This is a genomic window from Bacillus sp. ISL-57 (assembly GCF_018613135.1).
Lineage (GTDB): Bacteria > Bacillota > Bacilli > Bacillales > DSM-1321 > Peribacillus > Peribacillus frigoritolerans.
Genome location: NZ_JAGGQV010000006.1, coordinates 61,018 through 81,179, shown reverse-complemented (window position 1 = coordinate 81,179; position 20,162 = coordinate 61,018). Strand labels below are relative to the sequence as shown.

The 20,162-nt window shown below is 42.1% G+C and carries 10 protein-coding genes, 1 rRNA gene and 2 riboswitches; all 11 genes read right to left on the bottom strand.

Going from position 1 to position 20,162, the window contains the following annotated elements:
- Nucleotides 1-116 (bottom strand): 16S ribosomal RNA (locus J7I90_RS11285); the annotation flags it as partial.
- A 372-nt stretch (nucleotides 117-488) separates the two neighbouring features.
- Nucleotides 489-2,558 (bottom strand): glucose-specific PTS transporter subunit IIBC, encoded by a 2,070-nt coding sequence (gene ptsG / locus J7I90_RS11280; protein ID WP_214771606.1) that lies wholly within the window; start codon nucleotides 2,556-2,558, stop codon nucleotides 489-491.
- Nucleotides 2,559-2,771: 213 nt separating this feature from the next.
- Nucleotides 2,772-3,614: a glucose PTS transporter transcription antiterminator GlcT gene (glcT, locus tag J7I90_RS11275; RefSeq protein ID WP_034306152.1), complete on the bottom strand. Its 843-nt coding sequence runs from the start codon at nucleotides 3,612-3,614 to the stop codon at nucleotides 2,772-2,774.
- Nucleotides 3,615-3,767: 153 nt separating this feature from the next.
- Complete coding sequence (locus J7I90_RS11270) at nucleotides 3,768-5,099, bottom strand: NCS2 family permease (protein ID WP_034306155.1); 1,332 nt, start codon at nucleotides 5,097-5,099, stop codon at nucleotides 3,768-3,770.
- Nucleotides 5,100-5,205: 106 nt separating this feature from the next.
- Nucleotides 5,206-5,307: riboswitch (purine riboswitch) on the bottom strand.
- 224 nt (nucleotides 5,308-5,531) lie between these two features.
- Nucleotides 5,532-7,052, bottom strand: a complete 1,521-nt coding sequence (gene guaA, locus J7I90_RS11265; RefSeq protein ID WP_164468792.1) for a glutamine-hydrolyzing GMP synthase — start codon at nucleotides 7,050-7,052, stop codon at nucleotides 5,532-5,534.
- A 177-nt stretch (nucleotides 7,053-7,229) separates the two neighbouring features.
- Nucleotides 7,230-7,331: riboswitch (purine riboswitch) on the bottom strand.
- A 36-nt stretch (nucleotides 7,332-7,367) separates the two neighbouring features.
- The gene (locus tag J7I90_RS11260) at nucleotides 7,368-9,569 is read right to left on the bottom strand and encodes a DUF4129 domain-containing transglutaminase family protein (protein WP_214771603.1); all 2,202 of its coding nucleotides are present in this window, start codon (nucleotides 9,567-9,569) and stop codon (nucleotides 7,368-7,370) included.
- Entirely contained in the window at nucleotides 9,566-10,726 is a 1,161-nt protein-coding gene (locus tag J7I90_RS11255; protein ID WP_214771600.1) for a DUF58 domain-containing protein, read from the bottom strand. The genes J7I90_RS11260 and J7I90_RS11255 overlap by 4 nt, the downstream gene beginning before the upstream one ends.
- 32 nt (nucleotides 10,727-10,758) lie before the next feature.
- Nucleotides 10,759-11,715 carry an AAA family ATPase gene (locus J7I90_RS11250; protein WP_214771597.1) on the bottom strand — a complete coding sequence of 319 codons (957 nt, stop codon included), beginning with the start codon at nucleotides 11,713-11,715 and terminating at the stop codon, nucleotides 10,759-10,761.
- A 571-nt stretch (nucleotides 11,716-12,286) separates the two neighbouring features.
- Nucleotides 12,287-12,769 carry a type VII secretion protein EssA gene (gene essA, locus J7I90_RS11245; protein ID WP_214771594.1) on the bottom strand — a complete coding sequence of 161 codons (483 nt, stop codon included), beginning with the start codon at nucleotides 12,767-12,769 and terminating at the stop codon, nucleotides 12,287-12,289.
- Complete coding sequence (gene esaA, locus J7I90_RS11240) at nucleotides 12,756-15,683, bottom strand: type VII secretion protein EsaA (protein ID WP_214771591.1); 2,928 nt, start codon at nucleotides 15,681-15,683, stop codon at nucleotides 12,756-12,758. The genes essA and esaA overlap by 14 nt, the downstream gene beginning before the upstream one ends.
- The gene (gene essC / locus J7I90_RS11235; RefSeq protein ID WP_214771588.1) at nucleotides 15,676-20,157 is read right to left on the bottom strand and encodes a type VII secretion protein EssC; all 4,482 of its coding nucleotides are present in this window, start codon (nucleotides 20,155-20,157) and stop codon (nucleotides 15,676-15,678) included. Before essC ends, esaA begins: the two co-directional genes overlap by 8 nt.
- Nucleotides 20,158-20,162: the final 5 nt, after the last annotated feature.

The window sequence follows — 20,162 nt, the reverse complement described above, 5'->3', positions numbered from 1 at the left end:
TTACTCACCCGTCCGCCGCTAATCTCAGGGAGCAAGCTCCCATCGATTCGCTCGACTTGCATGTATTAGGCACGCCGCCAGCGTTCGTCCTGAGCCAGGATCAAACTCTCCGAAGAAATGTTTGACTTGCTCATTTGCTTTTTTGATAGTGTGTGCTCACTTAAAATTTAACGTTGGCGCTTTGTTTTGTTCAGTTTTCAAAGAGCAATATTTTTCATCGCTTCGTTTAGCGACCTTATCAGTGTAACACCCTCCAAACACAAAGTCAACAACAAGTTTCATTTACTTGTTTGTCTTGTTTGTCTCAAGCGGTGTATTTAATATACTAGCACTTGCATATAGATAAGTCAATTTAATCTTTTAAAATTAAACTTCATTTTTTTCGCTGAACCACTTTCCTTCTATTAGAAGCCGGTCCATGCCAAATAATCATCAAAAAAAACAGGAGGGCAGCTGATTATAGCCACCCTCCCGTTATTTATTAATGATTATTTATTGATGGAGATTACGTCCGCTTCTTCCCTATCTACATTTCCAGCCTTTTCAATCTTGACGCTTTCACCTCCGGAAAGGTTAGTAAAGACGATCGGCGTAATGATAGAGCTAGCATTGTTTTTGACATACTCTATATCAACTTTAAGCAATGGCTGCCCGCTTGTCACTTTATCTCCTTGAGCGACAAGTGCTTCGAAACCTTTGCCTTCCAATTTAACTGTATCGATCCCGACATGTATCAAGATTTCACGTCCAGCTTCGGAAACGATCCCTATTGCATGTTTAGTCGGGAATAAATTAACGATCGTACCGTCCACAGGAGAAACAACCAACCCTTCCTCGGGTACAATTGCAAATCCATCACCCATCATTTTTTCAGCAAAAACTGCATCAGGCACTTCCGTGATTGGTTTTAATTCCCCTTTAATAGGAGAAACAAAGCGCTCGGAAACTTCATCCGTCCTTAAAGGTTTCGGGACGACATCCTCGATTTGCTTTTCCACACCTACTTCAGGAGACACCTCTACTTTACGAGGCCTTTTTCCATCAATGATATCTTTCATTTGCCCCTTGATCGTTTCTGAACGAGGTCCGAAGATAGCCTGGATGTTATTGCCCACTTCCAGAACTCCAGCGGCACCAAGTTTCTTCAGCCTATTTTTATCAACGTTACCGATGTCATTAACCGATACACGAAGACGGGTAATGCAAGCATCCAAGTGAGAAATATTTTCTTTTCCGCCCATGGCATCCAAGATATCCCCAGGAAGACTTCCAGCTGTACTTGCAGATCCTTCCGCTTCCTCATCCTCTTCCACTTCACGACCAGGAGTTTTAAGGTTAAACTTCCTTATCGCAAATCGGAATCCAAAGTAATAGATAACCGCAAGGACTAAACCAACCGGAATAACAATCCATGCATTGGTTTGCGGATTGATTAAACCAAACAGTACGTAATCGATCAAACCACCCGAGAACGTCATCCCGATTTTCACGTCCAGTAAATGCATGGTCATGAATGATAGACCGGCAAACAGACAGTGAATCCCGAAAAGTACCGGTGCAACAAATAAGAATGCAAATTCAAGCGGCTCAGTAATCCCAGTCAGGAATGATGTAAGTGCTGCAGAAGCCATCAATCCTCCGACTATTTTCTTTCTTTCCGGTCTTGCTTCATGATAAATGGCCAAAGCTGCAGCTGGTAACCCGAACATCATGAATGGATATTTACCAGTCATGAAGGTACCGGCCGTTAAATTCTGTACGCCATCTTTAATTTGTGCCATGAAGATGGCCTGGTCTCCTCTGACTGGAGTTCCCCCTCCTTGAGGGATATAGCTACCAAATTCGAACCAGAATGGAGAATAGAAGATATGGTGCAATCCAAAAGGAATCAGCGCACGTTCTACAACCCCAAACACGAAAGCTCCAAGTGTCAGATTGGCACCCAACATATTTTCGGAAAATGAATTTAACCCCGATTGAATCGTCGGCCAAATCAAAATCATCAGCAACCCAAGAATAACTGCGCTTGCAGCTGTTACAATGGGTACAAAACGTTTACCTGCAAAGAATCCTAAATAAGAAGGCAGTTCAATTTCATAAAACTTATTATACATAACAGCAGCCATGACACCGACGATAATACCGCCGAACACACCTGTTCCCAACGTCGGGATTCCCAGAACATTGGTATACACCGCACTATTGTTCTCAATGTCGGCAGCGTCAATGCCAAGAACAGTTCCCATCGTTACATTCATAATCAAGAAACCGATAATCGCCGCAAGGCCGGCAACACCATCTCCACCAGCTAACCCAATTGCGACCCCCACAGCAAACAACAAAGGAAGATTCCCAAAAATAATATTTCCGGCATTCTCCATTACCGATGCGACCATTTCCACTCCGCCACTCGCAAGAAACGGGGCGATATCCAACAAAGTTTCGTTTTGCAACGCATTACCAAACGCAAGCAAAATTCCGGCCGCTGGTAAAATGGCTACAGGAAGCATCAAAGCTTTACCGATTTTTTGCAAAACACCAAACAACTTCTTAAACATAGGTTTTCCTCCTCTTTACTGTTTTTCCATGCTAATAAAACGGTTACATTTACGATGGTATTCATCTTCCCACGCATCAGAATTCAAACACAAAAAAGGCATAAGCAAAGATAGGATTGAAATGAAAATTCAGGTATATAATACCCTCTTTCATAACAATCATTCTCCTCACTTATGCCTGATCGAATCAGTAACACGTAAGTTAATGTATGTTTATTTAATTTTCTTTTGTAATCGTTGGATATGCATCGTTAGATAGACAGCTTCCGCATCACAAACCGGCTTGCCTAATTTCTGCTGCATAATTTTTATTAGCTTCCAAGAGATATTGTAACACAAAGGATATTCTTCTTTCAATAGCATTGCTATTTTTTCAGGTTCCTCTACTTTTTCCCCAGCAAGCACCCTGTCTATCATGAATCTTAAATGACGGACCAAACGTGAATAGTCTATGCTATCCTTATTAATTTTCACATTGAGCTGTTCTTCAACAACTTGGATAAGGTGATAGATTAACTGCGAATGCTGATTGACTTCCGATAAGTCTTTATTTGATATTGCGCTATGAATATGAAGCGTAATAAAACCGATTTCCCCTTGGGGCAGGCCTATGCCTGTCTTATCTTGAATTAATTCTACTACATCGACAGCAATATCATGTTCAAAAGGATAAAGGGTTATCGTTTCTTTCAGGAATGGGTTTTTAATAGTCATTCCTTGGGAAACACGCTGAAGGGCGAACAATAAATGATCTGTTAAACCGACATGTATATGTTCATTTAGCTTTCCAGTTACCCGGTCATTAATGAGATGAATGGATTCTATTATGGCAGCTTGAAGATTTTGATCGATTTGCGGCAAAAGTTTTTTGTAACTTTCCTGTTCCTTAACATTTTTCAGGACAAACGTTTTCTCCGCTAGTTCCGGACTCAACTCTTCGCCTTTCTTCCGGTTGAAGCCTAAGCCCTTTCCAATAGTAACGACTTCTCCATACGACGGATGCGTGGCAATCACCACATTATTGTTCAAAACCTTTTCAACGATAAAACCATTCATTTTTCTCCCTCTTTTTTTCTCAAAGTCATCCCTATGCCCCATACAGGATAAAGTACTTAGTACTTAGTACTTTTACTATACACGATATGAGCTTTCTCTTACAACATGAAAGAAGAGCCCTGAAATCAGGACTCTCCTTACTTACTTGCATTATTACTTCAAGAAAATGAAATATAGCAGGAAGACGACTCCAAGACCCCACATGATCGGATGAACCTCTTTTGCTCTTCCTTTCATCGACATAGTGATTGGATAGAAGATGAATCCGCAAGCGATACCTGTCGCAATTGAATATGTCATGGGCATCATGATGACCGTAAAGAAGGCCGGAACCGCAATTTCGAACTTTTGCCAGTCAATATTTTTAAGTGATGATGCCATTAATACTCCGACTATAACCAATGCCGGCGCAGTCACAGCAGATGTCACCACTGATAGAAGCGGGAAGAAGAAAAGGGATAGGACAAACAGCAACCCTGTCACTACAGCCGCAAATCCGCTTCGAGCTCCAGCAGCAACACCTGATGTGGACTCTACATAAGATGTCGTGGTGGATGTACCAAGAATTGCACCTGAAACGATGGATAATGAATCAGCCAGCAATCCTTTACCCACTCTAGGAAGAACATTATCCTTCATCAATCCAGCTTGTTGTGCGACAGCCACCAGCGTACCGGCTGTATCAAAGAATGCTACGAACAAGAAGGTCAGTATAACGATTAACATTTGACCAGTGAAGAGATCACCGGGATTTCCAAAGGCATCGAACGCAACCCCGAATGTTGGCGCTATGCTAGGAACGGCACCGATTATTTTATCCGGCACCGGAACTTGTCCAAAGATCATTCCTGCAATGGCTGTAATGACCATTCCTATGAACACGCCGCTTTTGACGCCTCTCGTCATCAAAATGACGGTAACGACAATTCCAAACACAGCCAATAAAGTATTTCCTGATGTCAAATCGCCCAGTCCAACAAGAACGCTGTCATCATTCGTGATGATTCCAGCATTCTGAAACCCTACAAAAGTAATGAATAAACCGATACCGGCTCCAACTGCGTATTTCAATTCGACTGGAATTGCATTAATGATTTTTTCACGTATTCCCGATAGGGAAAGCAAAACGAAGATAATACCTGAAATCAATACTCCTGTTAAAGCCGTCTGCCAAGGAATTCCAAAGCCAAGCACAACGGTAAAAGCGAAGAAAGCATTCAATCCCATACCCGGCGCGAGCGAGATTGGATATCTGGCTATGAGTCCCATTAATATCGAGCCGATTGCGGCTGACAATGCGGTTGCGGCAAAAACCGCTCCGTAGTCCATTCTTAATTCATCCGGATAGTCCTCGATGCTTTGTAAAGTCAGCATTACAGGGTTTACAACCAGGATATATGCCATTGAAAGGAAAGTAGTTAGTCCACCAAGTATTTCACGGCGATAATTAGTTCCCAGCTCGTTAAACCGAAAATAATTTTTCATTATGAGTCTCCCCCATCATAAAATCGTGCCAACAGAAAATGCCCCATTCGATTACGAACGGGGCTTGACTGCGGTCATGTAAAGAAGTGGCGGTTTATTTTATAACACGCCAATCCTTCCACATCGTAGTCAAGCCGTTCACGGCAGCTTGGTAGAAACTTTTGGGCCATATCCCCAATATTATACGACAATTATGTTTTTTTATTATTATAGGTATAGTGTATCAGTCACTAAAATAATCGTCAATATACCAAACGAATATTTTTTATGTAATTTTAGGCAATGTTCGCGTTTCGCTATATATTCCTTAATTATCATGGCTATATCTTCGCCAACATACGTAAATGTAAGTAATCTACATATTTAAATACTATTTCAACAAAAAAAATCAGTGAAGGTTAATTCCTTCACTGATTGGATGGTTTCAATCTACTATTCCCACTCGATCGTTGCAGGCGGCTTAGACGTAATGTCATAAACGACGCGGTTTACATGGTTTACTTCATTAACGATTCTCGTTGAGATGATTTCAAGTACATCCCATGGGATTCTTGCCCAATCGGATGTCATTCCGTCAATGGACGTAACCGCACGGATTCCGATTGTATAGTCATACGTACGTGCATCGCCCATTACCCCTACGCTACGAATGTTAGGAAGCACCGTAAAGTACTGCCAAATTTCGCGTTCCAAACCATTTTTTCTAATTTCCTCACGTAAAATATGGTCAGACTCACGAACGATTTCAAGTTTTTCATCTGAAATTTCGCCTAATACACGAATACCTAAACCTGGACCAGGGAATGGTTGACGCCAAACGATTTCGTCCGGAATGCCCATTTCACTTCCAAGTGCACGCACTTCATCCTTGAATAGAGTGTTCAAAGGCTCAATCAATTTAAATTGCATATCTTCCGGCAGACCGCCAACATTGTGATGCGATTTAATTGTTTGTGCAGTGGCCGTACCACTTTCAATAATGTCTGTGTAAAGCGTACCCTGTGCAAGGAAATCAATTCCTTCGAGCTTCGTTGCTTCGTCATCGAATACGTAGATGAACTCGTTACCGATGATTTTCCGTTTTTGTTCCGGATCTGAAACGCCAGCAAGCTTCGATAGGAAACGTTCTTTTGCATCGACCTTGATTACGTTCATATTGAAACCTTCCCTGAATGTTTCCATTACACCTTCGGCTTCGCCTTTACGAAGTAATCCATGATCAACGAAAATACATGTCAGCTGATCGCCAATCGCTTTATGGATCAATACAGCAACAACGGATGAATCCACTCCGCCGCTTAAAGCGCATAACACTTTTTTATCTCCGACTGTTTGGCGGATTTTCTCCATCTCGATTTCAATGAAGTTCTCCATTGACCAGTCACCTTTACAGCCACAAACTCCGAATACGAAATTTTTCAGAATGTCATTACCGTATACGGAATGACGGACTTCTGGATGGAATTGCACGGCATACAATTTACGTGACTCGTCACTCATAGCCGATATTGGGCAAGACGGGTTCGTCCCGTCAATTTGGAAACCTTCAGGCGTTTCCACCACTAAATCACCATGGCTCATCCAGACGATTTGTTCTTTTGGCAGGTCACTGAATAACTTGGACTCATTTTGGATGGCAAGTGTCGCTTTTCCGTATTCACGGTTTTTCGCTGGCTCCACCTTACCGCCAAAATGTTTGGTCATAAGCTGCATGCCATAACAAATACCGAAAATCGGAAGACCCATTTCGAATATACGTTCATCACAACCAAATGCATTTGCATCATAAACACTGTTCGGGCCCCCTGAGAAGATGATTCCCGTTGGGTTCATTTTCTCAATTTCTTCTACAGTAATTGTATGAGGATGAAGCTCACTGTACACACCAAATTCACGGATACGACGAGTGATCAATTGATTATATTGGCTTCCGAAATCAAGTACTACGATCATTTCCTGGTTTTTTTGCAATTCTGTTTTCCCCGGCACAAACGTCACCTCTATCAATGTAATTCACTCATAAAATCGAGTGATAATTCTTATAAAAAATATTATCATAAAAAAAGAAAAACTAAAAATCCACCCTCAAAAATACAGAAAAAGTACAGACGAAGGCAGATTTTCAGCTTTCCTGTTAAAATCCGCCTTCATAGTCAAATCATTTACGGTGATTCGGTAGAAACTTTCGATCCATATTATCGAGGATATATGAAGGATATATTTGTTTAAGTTAGTTTTTGTTATTGTATCAATATAATAAAAACCTGGTCAAGAGCTAGTTTTTCTCATTAAGCTTTCCCAACCCTTTTGAAAGTGTTTCCATTCCCCATCTTCCGCATCTCCGCGATATATCATTAACTCGTATCCAGCCGTCAATTCACTCATCTCATCTGTAGCGTACACTGCATCCACATAGGCGGCGTACTCCCTTAAGGTTTGCCCCTCCGGCCGAACTAAACCAGCCCGTTTTAATTGTTTCAATAATATTAAATAAGCTGTCGAGAAATGAGCACCGGTTTTCTTTCTATAACGAAGAATCTGCAGAAGAGGAATCCACTTCCTTCTGAGGAAATAACCGAGAGAAGCAAAAATCAATCCACTTGATAATGTGATTGCAGACCATTTTAAGAACCCTTCCATGTTCCCAAAACCCGTTTTCACGGAGGATTGAGTTTCCCTATCAGGTGTATCTTGGCGTTCCCTGGCCTCTTTCTTTGTTTGCTCTTCATTAGTCGGGGTTTCTTCCGAGTTCTTGATTGCTTCCTGTTTCAATTCCGAATCGTAAAATTCAACTTCCCCATCGAAACCCTTTGTCGGCTCGAAGGGAATCCAGCCTATCCCTGAAAAATAAACCTCGACCCAGGAATGTGCATTATTATTGGTCACCTTATAAACGGATTCACCATCAAGGATTGATTTTTCCCCTTCGGTATAGCCCTTTACCCATCTTGCAGGTATATTGGCGGCCCTTAGTAATACGACCATGGCAGTTGAAAAATTATCGCAATACCCTATCTGTGTCTCGAATAAAAATTGATCGACATAATCTTGATTGCTCTCTGGATACGGAATATCGTCCTTGGAGTAAATGAATTCAGCTCCGTCAAAATAATCCTCAATGGCTTTTGCTTTATCGTACCAATTCGTTTCATTCCTTGTAAGCCGGGAGGCCAATTCAAATATCCGGTTTGGCAACCCTTCTGGAAGCTGAGTGTTTTTTTCCATTAATAAATCCATGGAATCGTCGGGTTCCGTCACCTTCCTTAAACCAGCTATATCAAAACTCGGCATATCATAAACCAGTTCATACTCTTTCAAGGAAAGTCGTTCGCCATTACCCTGTTCGGAAATAAATTTGTCCATACCCTGATAATACTTGAAATCCTGCCCATTTTTGCCCTCAATCTTTTTTACATACCCGGACTGCGGATGAAGGATATGTGAATATGATTCCGTCATGGATACTTTTGCGGTCATTTCTTCAGTCCTCACCAATTCAGGAACGTCGTAAATATCTAACGTTGCCGTATCCTGCCCGTTGGAAAAAGTGTGAAATTCCGTTTCCGGTATGGAAACCCACCCTTTACCGGTATAAATATTCTTGTTCTCGACTTTCCAGTAATGTCCTGCAGGAGCATTATTATAAAAAACGATCGAGCTATCCGGCTCTATCGAACCGCCAAGATCCGAATCGTCTTCATCATATCCGACACTTTTACGCTTCGAATCACCGTCTTCTTTCACAGCTTTATCAGAATAGGAAGAAATATAAGGCACCGGGTCCGGCCACTGCGGAGAGAGCTTTGGGGCAGCAAAACCGACAAGGACACTTACCAATATCATGCCGGTCAGCATCAAGATCCACTTATTGATGGAAGCCATCGGAAAATCAATCCTCTCCTGTATCGTTAGCCGCAGCAGGGAAAGCAAGCCGAGCATCAAAAACCCGACGATGATGATTCTTATCATTGCACTATCCCCCGCATAAGGAGTGAATGTGTCGAGTACAGATATAAAAATCACCGTTAACATAAAAAAGAAAAAGATGCTTTGCCTCACCATCACCCAGTAATGGATCAAATATGTCACAAGCCAAAGAAGGATAAAAAATAGAAACGTTCGAAATGGATTCGTGATCAACTCCCAATTCCCATCATATATAAAACCAAGATTGCCCTTAAAATCCGCTAGAAACCCTTTCAGCCATGACAATTGATATAAAGCCTCTTTTGAATGGAGGAACTGTAATGAAATCATTATATATGCACTAATGAGAATAAATCGGATCGACCAATGTATGCGGAAATAATGCAGTAGCAGGGAGTAGAGCAAAAATAAGATAAAAATGATGATATTACCTGTATCGGTAAGTCTATCGACAGGCCTTAACCATTCAGTAATCAACAACAGACCAAATACATACATGAGGACGTGCATGAACTTTTCCAATTTTTCGGTAGTGACATTCACTTCGCCATCACCTCCGATCTGTCAAACTTTAGTTGGCCATGTTCAAAAAAGCTAACCTTTATCCCCCTCGAAACAGCTGTAGAAATTGAAAACCTTTCCTCATCAGTAAGATCTGCCTGTTTCTTCACGCATAACATCAATCCCTGATTAGGCCGGAAAGCACTCAATAAGTCCACCTTTTCTAAGGTTAAGTCTGAAACGATGAATATCACGGCAGCGTTTGCCGGAAGAATTCCCTTCCTGACATTTTCGTTCAACGCGTTTATAACACCCGGCTCTTCTTTAGCAAGCCGGTAAAAAATCTTTCGTTTCTGTTTGTTGCCTGCTGCTGCCGGTATGATTAACCTCGACCCCATACTCACATACCCAATTTCCATGCCTTTCTTTAACATGGCATGGGCAATGGAAGCTGCCATTTCAATAGATTCTTCGAATAAATCAGAAGGCCTTTCATCAAGCATGATGAATACATCCCGGTTTTTCTGCACCTCGAATTCCTTCGTCATGATTTCACTCGTCCTGGCAGTCGCCTTCCAGTTAATCCAAGACAATTGATCGCCTGGCTGATATTCCCTTACACCGGAGACCACAGAATGTTCCCGTTGTGTTTTCTTTGTTGAAACCACTGCCCCCTGATTGAACACTCGATCAAGATCACTGTAGGAAAGCTCGTGATATCGAGGAAAAACGGTTATTTTCAAAGGTGAACTATATATCGCTTCCTTTTCGACCAGCCCGAAAAAGTCCCCAATCCAAAAGCGGATCGATTGAAACGAATGCTCTCCCCGCTGCAAGTTTTCCAAGGTATATGACATGCTGAAGGTACGCTTGAATCCCGGAAAGATAATTATTTTCCTTTGTAGTCCCCTATCTTCCATCTCCTGAGGCAATTCCTCCTCTACCACCATAAATAATAGGGGCAGCCTGTTTTTACGCGTAAACGTCAATGCTATCTCAACGGATTCACCAACCTGGCATTCCCGTTTATTGACCTTTCTCTCAACCGTAAAATCATGGAGCGGATAAAACAGCAGGATCGAAGCGTACACAGAAAACGGCAAAAATGAATAAAAAATGAACCAACTGACAAAACCGCCTTGAAACATTGCATAGCAAAAGGAAACGGTCATGAGCAATACAAGTCCGATCACACTCATATTTCCCCTTAGAATATTGATGAATCTTCGCATTAGGTTACAGCCCGCTTCACAGGCACTTTTGTTGTCGCGACAATTTCATGTATCACCATTCCAGCATCGAAGCCCTCATAATTCGCTTCTGGCTTCAAAATAAGCCGATGGGAAAATACGAATGGCACTAAATATTGAACATCGTCAGGCAGGACATAGTCCCTGCCCTTGATCAGCGCGTAAGCCTGGGCTGCCTTCATCAATGCTATCGATCCACGGGGACTCACACCTAAGTAGACCCATTCATGTGAACGTGTTTGATTCGCCAATTCAACAATGTATCGTTTTATTGTGTCATCCACTATCACCGCTTTTATCTCAGCCTGTAATTCTATCAATTCATCCAAGGTGATGACGGATTCCAATTCCTCTAGCGGTGCCGTGTATTGGGCCCTATGAAGAACCTCTATCTCTTCTTCCACACCTGGATAGCCCATTTTCATTTTTAATAGGAATCTATCCAATTGAGCCTCCGGCAGCGGATATGTTCCCTCGTATTCGATTGGATTTTGTGTCGCCATTACGAAAAAGGGCTTCTCCAATCCTCTTGTGACACCATCAATCGTCACACTTGCCTCTTCCATCGCTTCAAGCAATGCAGACTGGGTTTTCGGCGAGGTCCGGTTTATTTCATCGGCTAAAATAATATGGCCCATTATCGGACCTGGCCTAAAGATGAATTCTTGTTCCTTAGGATTGAAGATCGAAACGCCAGTAACATCCGAAGGAAGTAAATCGGGCGTGAATTGAATTCGCTTGAAGCTTGCACCTATTGATTTTGCCAATGCCCTTACCATGACTGTCTTTCCCACACCCGGAACATCCTCCAATAAGACATGTCCGCCGGAAAGGAGTGCTACGATGCTTAGTTCTGCTATATCCCGTTTTCCGATAATCACCTTTTCGATATTCCCTAGAACCATTTCCAGTTTTTGATTGACCTGCTTATAAATCATTCTCTACCTCCCGGGATTCACATTATCACTATTATTTCATGTCTTCTCTATATCACGCATTTTACATTAAGACCCAATTGAACCTTACATTGTAAGTTTACTAGATAACCGGAAAACCATAAACGAATTTGTCTAAAAATATTATAGCGGCTTACTGAAAAAGGCAGGGTTAACTGTTTGCTTAGTGAATATGAACCTTGCAGAAAAAGGTCAGCCTTTCAGCTTAATAGGGATTTCGGTTTAATACCGAAGCTGTTGAACTCGCAGCAAAGACTGTTTATCCTGATTTGGTTAAATGACACGAAAGGGGGATTCCTCTTCCTTTTTCCCGCTCCTGTCATCAGGGCAATGAAGCCACGCACTTCCGATCTGTATATTCTTAAGTAAACTTCTTTTCCGCCTTGTTTATGCTAAAATGAATGCAATCCACTCCTAAGATATAAGAGGTACTGATCATGTATAAAAAATTCTTCATTTTGATCTTCGCAGCCGCCCTTCTTTTAGGGCTTATTAAAACCGTTATGGATATGTAGTCAAAACAGCCCGATTCCTGAGGGGAATCGGGCTGTTTTCATTTTCGTTTAACCTCTCCATTCAGCTTCCCCATTTTCGGGATAAGGATAAAAAACAAACAACCGACCAAAAGTGCCAAAACGATGCCTAACAATACAGTCAGGTCAAAATTAAGCGAAGGCTCTGTTTCTTCTTCGTTTCTCGTTGGAATGCGGACCTCCGAGAATAATCCAAGCTGTTCTGATTTTGAAGCGATGGTATTATTTTGATTCTCCATTACAGGAGACTGAAACAGTGAGTCCTTCACCGAGTCAATGGCATCATATTTCCCTCTTTCAAAAGTGAGGTCCTTTTGTTCTTCAGGCAGTTTCCGCTTCTGTTCCAACAATCCTTCTTCATGGAAATACTCCGTTTGAATATCAATATCGTTTTCTTGATATTCATTGGGCTCCACGATCGGTTCCTCTTCCGCCCCGCCATGAGGTGCATGGCTGAAAAACAGGATGAGCAAGACAGGCATTACGTATTTATTCCACTTCATGGGCCATTGCTCTTCTTTCTGCAAGACGCTTCACTATATATGGAATGACCGTTGCGATAAGCGTCAGTACAATCAAGATGATACTAGCCGGAATGAATGCCGACTGATTACCGAATTGAATGGACATGTATACGTCCGCAACAGGGTGGTCTACATTGAAATTAGGCATGATTAAATCCAATAATGGAATGGTAAAGAAACTGATCAACCCAATCACCAGGATAGCACCGACAAACGGCCCAATCGAGAAGGCAAATCTGGTAAACGCTGAACAGAAGAATAAAAGCAGGACGGTGAAGACGGTCCATTTAATCTCCTGCATATCTCCCAGTGGATAGATCTTCAAGCCATACATGCTGATGATTAAACCTACGATCAGATTCAATAAGGTAAACAAGGCCGCATGGACCATCATTGGAATGGTTTCATAATGATGCAAGAAGAAACCGATCAATATCCCAGAAATGAGTATGATCACCAACATGACGATCGGCGGGATATTAACCTTTTCCTGATGAAGGACTTCCCCGCTGATCTGTACGGGATTCGCTAAATATTCGTATACATACCCGTTCTCCTGATCATCAACTAGGGTGTTGTTCAAGACGCTATATACGTCCGTCTTGATTTTTTCGGTTGAGTCTACATTTTGGGACCAATTATCATTAAGCTGATCGGCCCTTTCCTGCACGGATCCCACTTTCGCTTGCAGGTCTGCTGTATCCTTCGTGACCGTTTCCTGTCTTTCCGCTACAGAATTGACAAGCTCGGAAATGAAGCCGACAGTTGTTGCCGTATTGTCTTGAAGTGATACAAACATTTCTCCATCAAGGTTAACTGGCGGTTCGGCCTCCATCTCAGGAACTTCCATATCATCCGACAAATTGGCAGACACCTCTTGAGCCTTGCCGGTAATTGCCGCCAATTCAGCTAAAGTGGCTTTCTGCCCCTTTTCAACGTTAGCATCATATTCTTTCATATAACCCATAATGGATTCCGAGAACATCCCGAAGTTCTCATTGACTCCTGCTAAACTGGCTTTAACGAGTTTCGCTTCTTCATCTACATTTCCGGAAACCCCATTTTTCAAGTTTTCCAATTCTTTTATATTGGCTGCAAATATCTTATCTACATTTGCTTCGGTGACTCTTTCAGCCAATTCACCATAAGATGAGAGTGAACCGTAATAGGCAAGGAGGGTAGTTGAATCCCGATTGGTGATAGGATTCTCGAAGGCCTTCACAAGCACCGCTCGCCTTTCTCCCCCCACTTTTTCTAAAAGTGACTGTTCGAGAGTCTTGATTTCTGCGATGGCCTCTTCGATTGTCATACTCTGGATGTCCTGTAATTTTTGAATATCTTCCTGTGACTTTTTCCATTGGTCACCTAAATCCTTATAATTCGTGCCGAGTTCATTATAATCAGCTTGTAATTGCGTAAACTGCGCCAGCAGGTCATTATATGAATCTACCAGTGTATTAAACTCCGTTATCACTTGGTTATAATTACCCGTTCTGCCGCTTACAGTTCCGCTGAGATTATTGATTTCCGTTTGGAGTTCCGCTGTAAGGATGTTGACTTGTTCAGCAGCTCCTTCGCTTCCTTCTGCCGGCACCAAGCTTTCAAGTGCCGTGTTGATCCCATTGATTTGATCCAGCAGTACCTGGAGGGACAGTTCATCAATCGGGTCCTTCTTGTCAGGTGCAGCAGCTGATTCACCTTTTCCCGTTTCCGTTTCAATATCCTCTATAGGCGTCGTTCCTTCACCTATATCCTCCCCATCACCAGAGCTGCTTGCAAGATTTCCTCTTTGCATAAGCAAGGTTGACTGAAGGTTATCAAGACCCGCCTCTTCCGATTGTTTCAATTGTTCAATCGAGCTTTGTTGATCTTGAGTGATTTTCGTAATTTGTTCTACTTGTTTGTCTTTCATGCTTGTTGAAAATTGTTCCAATTCATTACTGCTGGAATCAAGTTTCTGCTGCATGATTCCAACATTTTCTCTAATGCTTTGATCATTAAGGCTGTATTTCGTATTCATCCCTTGCTGAATCTCTGGTATAGTTTGATTCCCCTCATTCAGCACCTTGTCGTATGACTGCACACTCTCCATGACAAGCTGCTGATTTTGGGCAGAGGCCTTCTCAAAAAGGATGCTTTGAGCTTTTTGATATTCCTCAAAAGAAACAACATCTTTCACAAATGAAGCCATTTGAGTCTTCGTGTTCCCTATTTCATCCATTGTTTCAGTACTTGTTTTGCCAGCATCTTTCGTCTCGGCAAAAATTCCTTCAAGCATGTCCTTATGCTGCTTGATTTCGCCTGCAAGACTTTCCGAGCTTGGAGTATAGAACTCATACATCGTGTTTTGAAAAGCGATTTCTTTAGCAAGGACATTATCGAACTTCTTACGGATGTCCTCGACCGATTGGGAAACATAGCTCCAATACTGTGTTGAAATATGCTTATTCATTTTGCTCTTTGTTTTCTCTAATTCCTTTTGTACCTTTTCCATGTTCTCTGCATTCAAACTAGGTTGTACCTTGTACTTTATCCCCGCCTTTACAGGCTGTTCATCATCAAACGTATAAATATTCTCTGAAAAATCGGATGGAAAATATATGACTGCATCGTACTTTTCATTTGCAAGTCCACTTTCCGCCGTACTTCTATTTACCACAAACCACTCATATTCAGAATCCTTGTCCAGTGTAGTAACAAGTTCTGAGCCCATGTAAATGGGGTTATTGTTAAATTCGGTCCCATTATCTTCATTTACAATGGCGATTTCACGGGAAGCCGTTTCTGTCTTTTTCATTGGATTTTGGCCAATATAAGAAAAAAACAAGATGGGCAGCGCTAAGATCACCAGTATTTTACCGATTAACAGCATCGGTTTTATTTTTTCAGACACTCTCTTGCACTCTCCTTCTTTCTTCACTTAGTGGAATTTGGATTTTACTCTCCTGGCCATTCAGCACAAAGTATCCGTAACCCGGCTGTATTTCTTCTTCTTTTCTGGAATAGGAGAGGGTGTACAAGCTTTGGTCCGATTTTTTAAGAAGTAAAACAGCCTGTCTGACTTGTTTCAGTTCGGTTGTCAACGAATCATACCCCTTCGTGAAGTCGTTGGCATTTCCAGCGACAATCAGACTAAACCCGAGATGGCTGTATTGTTTCATCAAACTGCTGATCCTGTCCTGAATCCTGCCGTCTATCGTTTGTTGGATTCTTGAAATGCTATCTATGACAAATATGACCAGTGGGAATTCCAGTTGCTTCATCGGTTTCGATTCCAATGCAGCAAGATAACTTCGCTCACGTTCTTCAAATATTCCAGTGATATGATCAAGCCATTCGGTTATCCGCTCTTTTGTTTCCACATAGCTCACCTTCTCCTCAAAAGCATAAGAAGATAGGCCGCGATCCACTCCGTCAAATAATCCAATTTCGCCGACCGCCTGTGTAAGCAACGATTCCAGCAGCACTTTAAGGACATTCGTTTTCCCTTTACGTGACTGTCCTACGACAAGCAGGAATGGATTGGCATTCAACTCCACGAATACAGGTGTAACGCTTTCCTCTGAAAGCCCGATTGGAATGGTATCCTTCTTAATGGTTTGTGGGCAGTAACTCTTGAAGCTGCTGGAATCAAGTCGTGCCGGTAACATCCTGATCGCCGGCGGTTTGTCCATTTCCTTATACTTAATCTTATGTTCTGCCACAGCTTGTTTCATTTCTTCCAAAACGGCTATATCATCCGCTCCATCGGCTGGTAAGTAAATCTGGGTGAGATAGGTTTGGTCCTTTTTCACCAACGCCCTGCCAGGAACAGGTTCATTTTCATAAGGGGTTCTCCCCAAAACAGAATATTTTTCCGAACTGTCCATTAAGTAATGGACGACCTTCGTCTTAAGGCTATTCATTAACGGCTGGCGAATCGCATTGATTCTCGTTGCCGTTAAAATCATGAAGATTCCAAGTGATTGTCCATCACGTGCAAACTGAACGAATTGGGCTTCCTGATCCTGCATCTCATCCTTCACTATGTCAAAATTGTCGACCACAATATAAATAATCGGCAATTTATCCTCCACTAATGCATTATAAAGCTTTATGTTACTAAGCTCCTTTTCTGAAAAAAGCTGCTTACGCCTTTCCATCTCCGCCTTCATGAATAACATGAATTTTTCGATTTTCCTTAACTCATCGAACCTAAAGTATTCCCCAGTATGAGGCAGCTGGCGCATTGGCAGTAAAGCGCTATTCCCGAAGTCGAAAATATAATAATGCAGTTCTTCAGGAGTGAATTGATCTGCAAAACTAAAGAGAAGTGTCAAAACGGTGGTTGACTTGCCGTACCCGGAAGAACCAAAAACCCCAATATTCCCATCTTCAATCCAGTTATAGACATAATTGGTCTGGCTTTGCAATTCGGGCTCATCCTTCATTCCCAGGTGGAATCGATTCATCGTCAGGCTTCTCTCAGGGTTTCTTGATAAACGATCTGAAAGAGGCGGCAGCCAGGGGCTTGCCAACTTCTTAATCTCCATTTCTTCCTGTATCGCCACAATTCGATCCGCCACGGCTTCAATTTCACTAATCTTTTCTTTCCTCTTATTAGTGACCTGTTCCGATACATTTGAGATTTGAACAAGACCGAGGTCCGTGACAAGTGCCACTTCATCCTCAGATCCAACCGTATCCTCTAAGTATGGGGCACCGCTCCACGCCGACTGGAACAATTCATAAACCTCGTTATTTCCTACCTGCAAATATCCCCGTCCGGTGACAGTAATATTTGCCGCATCGCTATTTTTAAGAATTTCCTTACTATCACTGGCATCCTGCACTTTCAAGGAAATTTTAAAACGAGCATTGCTCCAAATCTGGTTATCAATTACACCGCCCGGCTTTTGTGTAGCAAGAATTAAATGAACTCCCAAGCTCCGTCCAATTCGCGCCGTACTCACTAATTCGCGGATGAAATCGGGTTCTTCGTTTTTAAGTTCCGCAAACTCATCTGATATCAAAAATAGGTGCGGTAACGGTTCATCCGCTTTGCCTTCTTTGTATAAGTCCGTGTAATCGTTAATATGATTGACTTCGTATCGATCGAACATGCGCTGGCGTTTCTTCAATTCACTATTGATGGATGCTAGTGCCCTGGCACTGAAGTTCTTGCTTCCCTCAATATTCGTAATGACTCCCAGCAGATGCGGAATCTGCCTGAATGGCTGTGCCATTCCACCGCCTTTATAATCAATGAGCAAAAAGGCAACTTCATGTGGATGATAATGAACGGCTAATGATAGGATGTAAGTTTGCAGTAATTCACTTTTCCCCGATCCTGTCGTTCCGGCAACCAATCCATGGGGGCCATGCGCCTTTTCATGCAAGTTCAATTCAACCCTATCCGTTTTCCCTTTCAACCCAATCGGAACTGCCAAGGATTTGGAAGACGGATTGGTCCGCCAGTTTTGTCTGATAGGCAGATCTTCCACTTCACGAGCTTTCAATAATTCAAGGAATGAAACCGTTTCTGGTATGGAATTGTTCATGCCTTTTTGATGATCTAATGAACGGAGCGTACGTGCATAACGCTCATTTCCTTCTTTTGAATGTGCATCAAGTTTAAAAGGAGTATGAACGGCCTTCATTTGCTGGATGAGAATCTCACCTTCAAAATCATTGATATACTTAACAAGCGTATGGACATTTTCCGTCAAACTTTCTTTTGCATCCGCTGCAAAAATCGTCGAGATGCCTAAATCGTCCGTTTTGCCTTCTAAATATTCCAATATGACATGCTCTGCAATTAAATTACGATCCGTGACAATAAAGACAAAGTGGGGAGTGAATCTCACTTTCCCTTTGTTCTCATCCAAATCTCTTTCCCTCAATAACTGATAAATAGAGGTCAGCAGCTGATCACGTGATTGCTCATTATATATGAATCCTTTTGCATAGACATGCGGCAATTGAAAATGAGGGAGCCATTTCATCCATTCCCATTCCTGATAATCCTTTTCCGGAAAGATGGCGACAAATCGAACATCATGATAACTATGAAAAAAGGCCAGTTGCCCAATCAATTGCTGCAGCTCTCGTTTTACAATCGATTCCTTTCCGACCAGGCCCATCGATCCGCTTGATAAATCGATCGATAATGGAAGATCTTCCAGGTTTTTGTACACATCCACAAGTTCCTGCGACTGCTCAAGTAAATCATCTATATCCCGATTGGACATATCGCTGCTATTTACCGACACCTGATAACTTGAGGGTATGGTCGCCGTTCCGATCTTAAAGTGCAGAGCATCTTCACTTTCCAGAGTTCGTTCCCATATACGATCGCTAATACTATCAGTTAGAAGCTTCATCCTTTCAAAGGAAGGGTAATGATAGAACAGCACATACTTTTGTTTTTCAGACAGCTCTTGCAGTTCTTCCCTCTTCTGCTCTAGATACCTGGTATATACACGTTGGCGTTTTTCTTCTCTGAATTTTTGCTTCTTTTTGTCTTTAAAGTATTGTACCGTCGAGGTAACTAAAGTCGTCGTGAACATCACAATCGATATGATGATGAAAATGCCCCGCGGCTGAATGACCGTGATGACCCCCATGACGATCAGCATCATTAAAGGCGGCATAAGGATTAACCATAACCCTCTATTATTATCTTCCGCTTCTTGGCTCGGAAAAGAAATCGTCACTTTCTCATCCGGCAATTCGTAGATCATCCTTGGTGTCCGGCGATACTGTGGATAGTTTTTTTTCATTTCAGAGATTGGCTTCTTCATCTTAGCTAATGATGTTTCATAACTTTCGGCGCTATGAATCATCAATAAGTCGCCTTCAATCAACCTCAGCACCATATGCGGCCAGCAAACCAAATCACCATTTTGAATGGGAACAGCCTTCGTTACCCTTTCACCGTTCAGGAATATCCTGCTATTTCCCCCTGGCATGATGTGCCACTGCCCTTTATGCAGCACAAGGGAAAAGTCATTGCCGGAAACGGGTCCTTCTTTACGGATGGTCGCTCCCGCCTTGGCCGATAAAGTGATTTCTTTCAAGTTGCCTATATAATAGAGGCTTTCTTCCAATTCGTCTGACGTATAAAAAATTTCGACCGTTTCTTCTCCTTCTTGAAAGGTGAAGCCATGGAATGGCTTTACATCGCCAAGCTTCTTGTCCTCTCTAAACACCTCATATTCATCAAGTCCATCATTTTTTTTCAGCTTGATAGAACCTTGTTCAAAAGGAATGGAATAAACGGTGATTGTATCCTGTTTTGATGACCCAATCGAAATTGGACCGTTATGATTATCCTTGATCTTAAAGGATTGATAGGTCCCACTAGAATAAATCCATAATAAACTCATTAAAT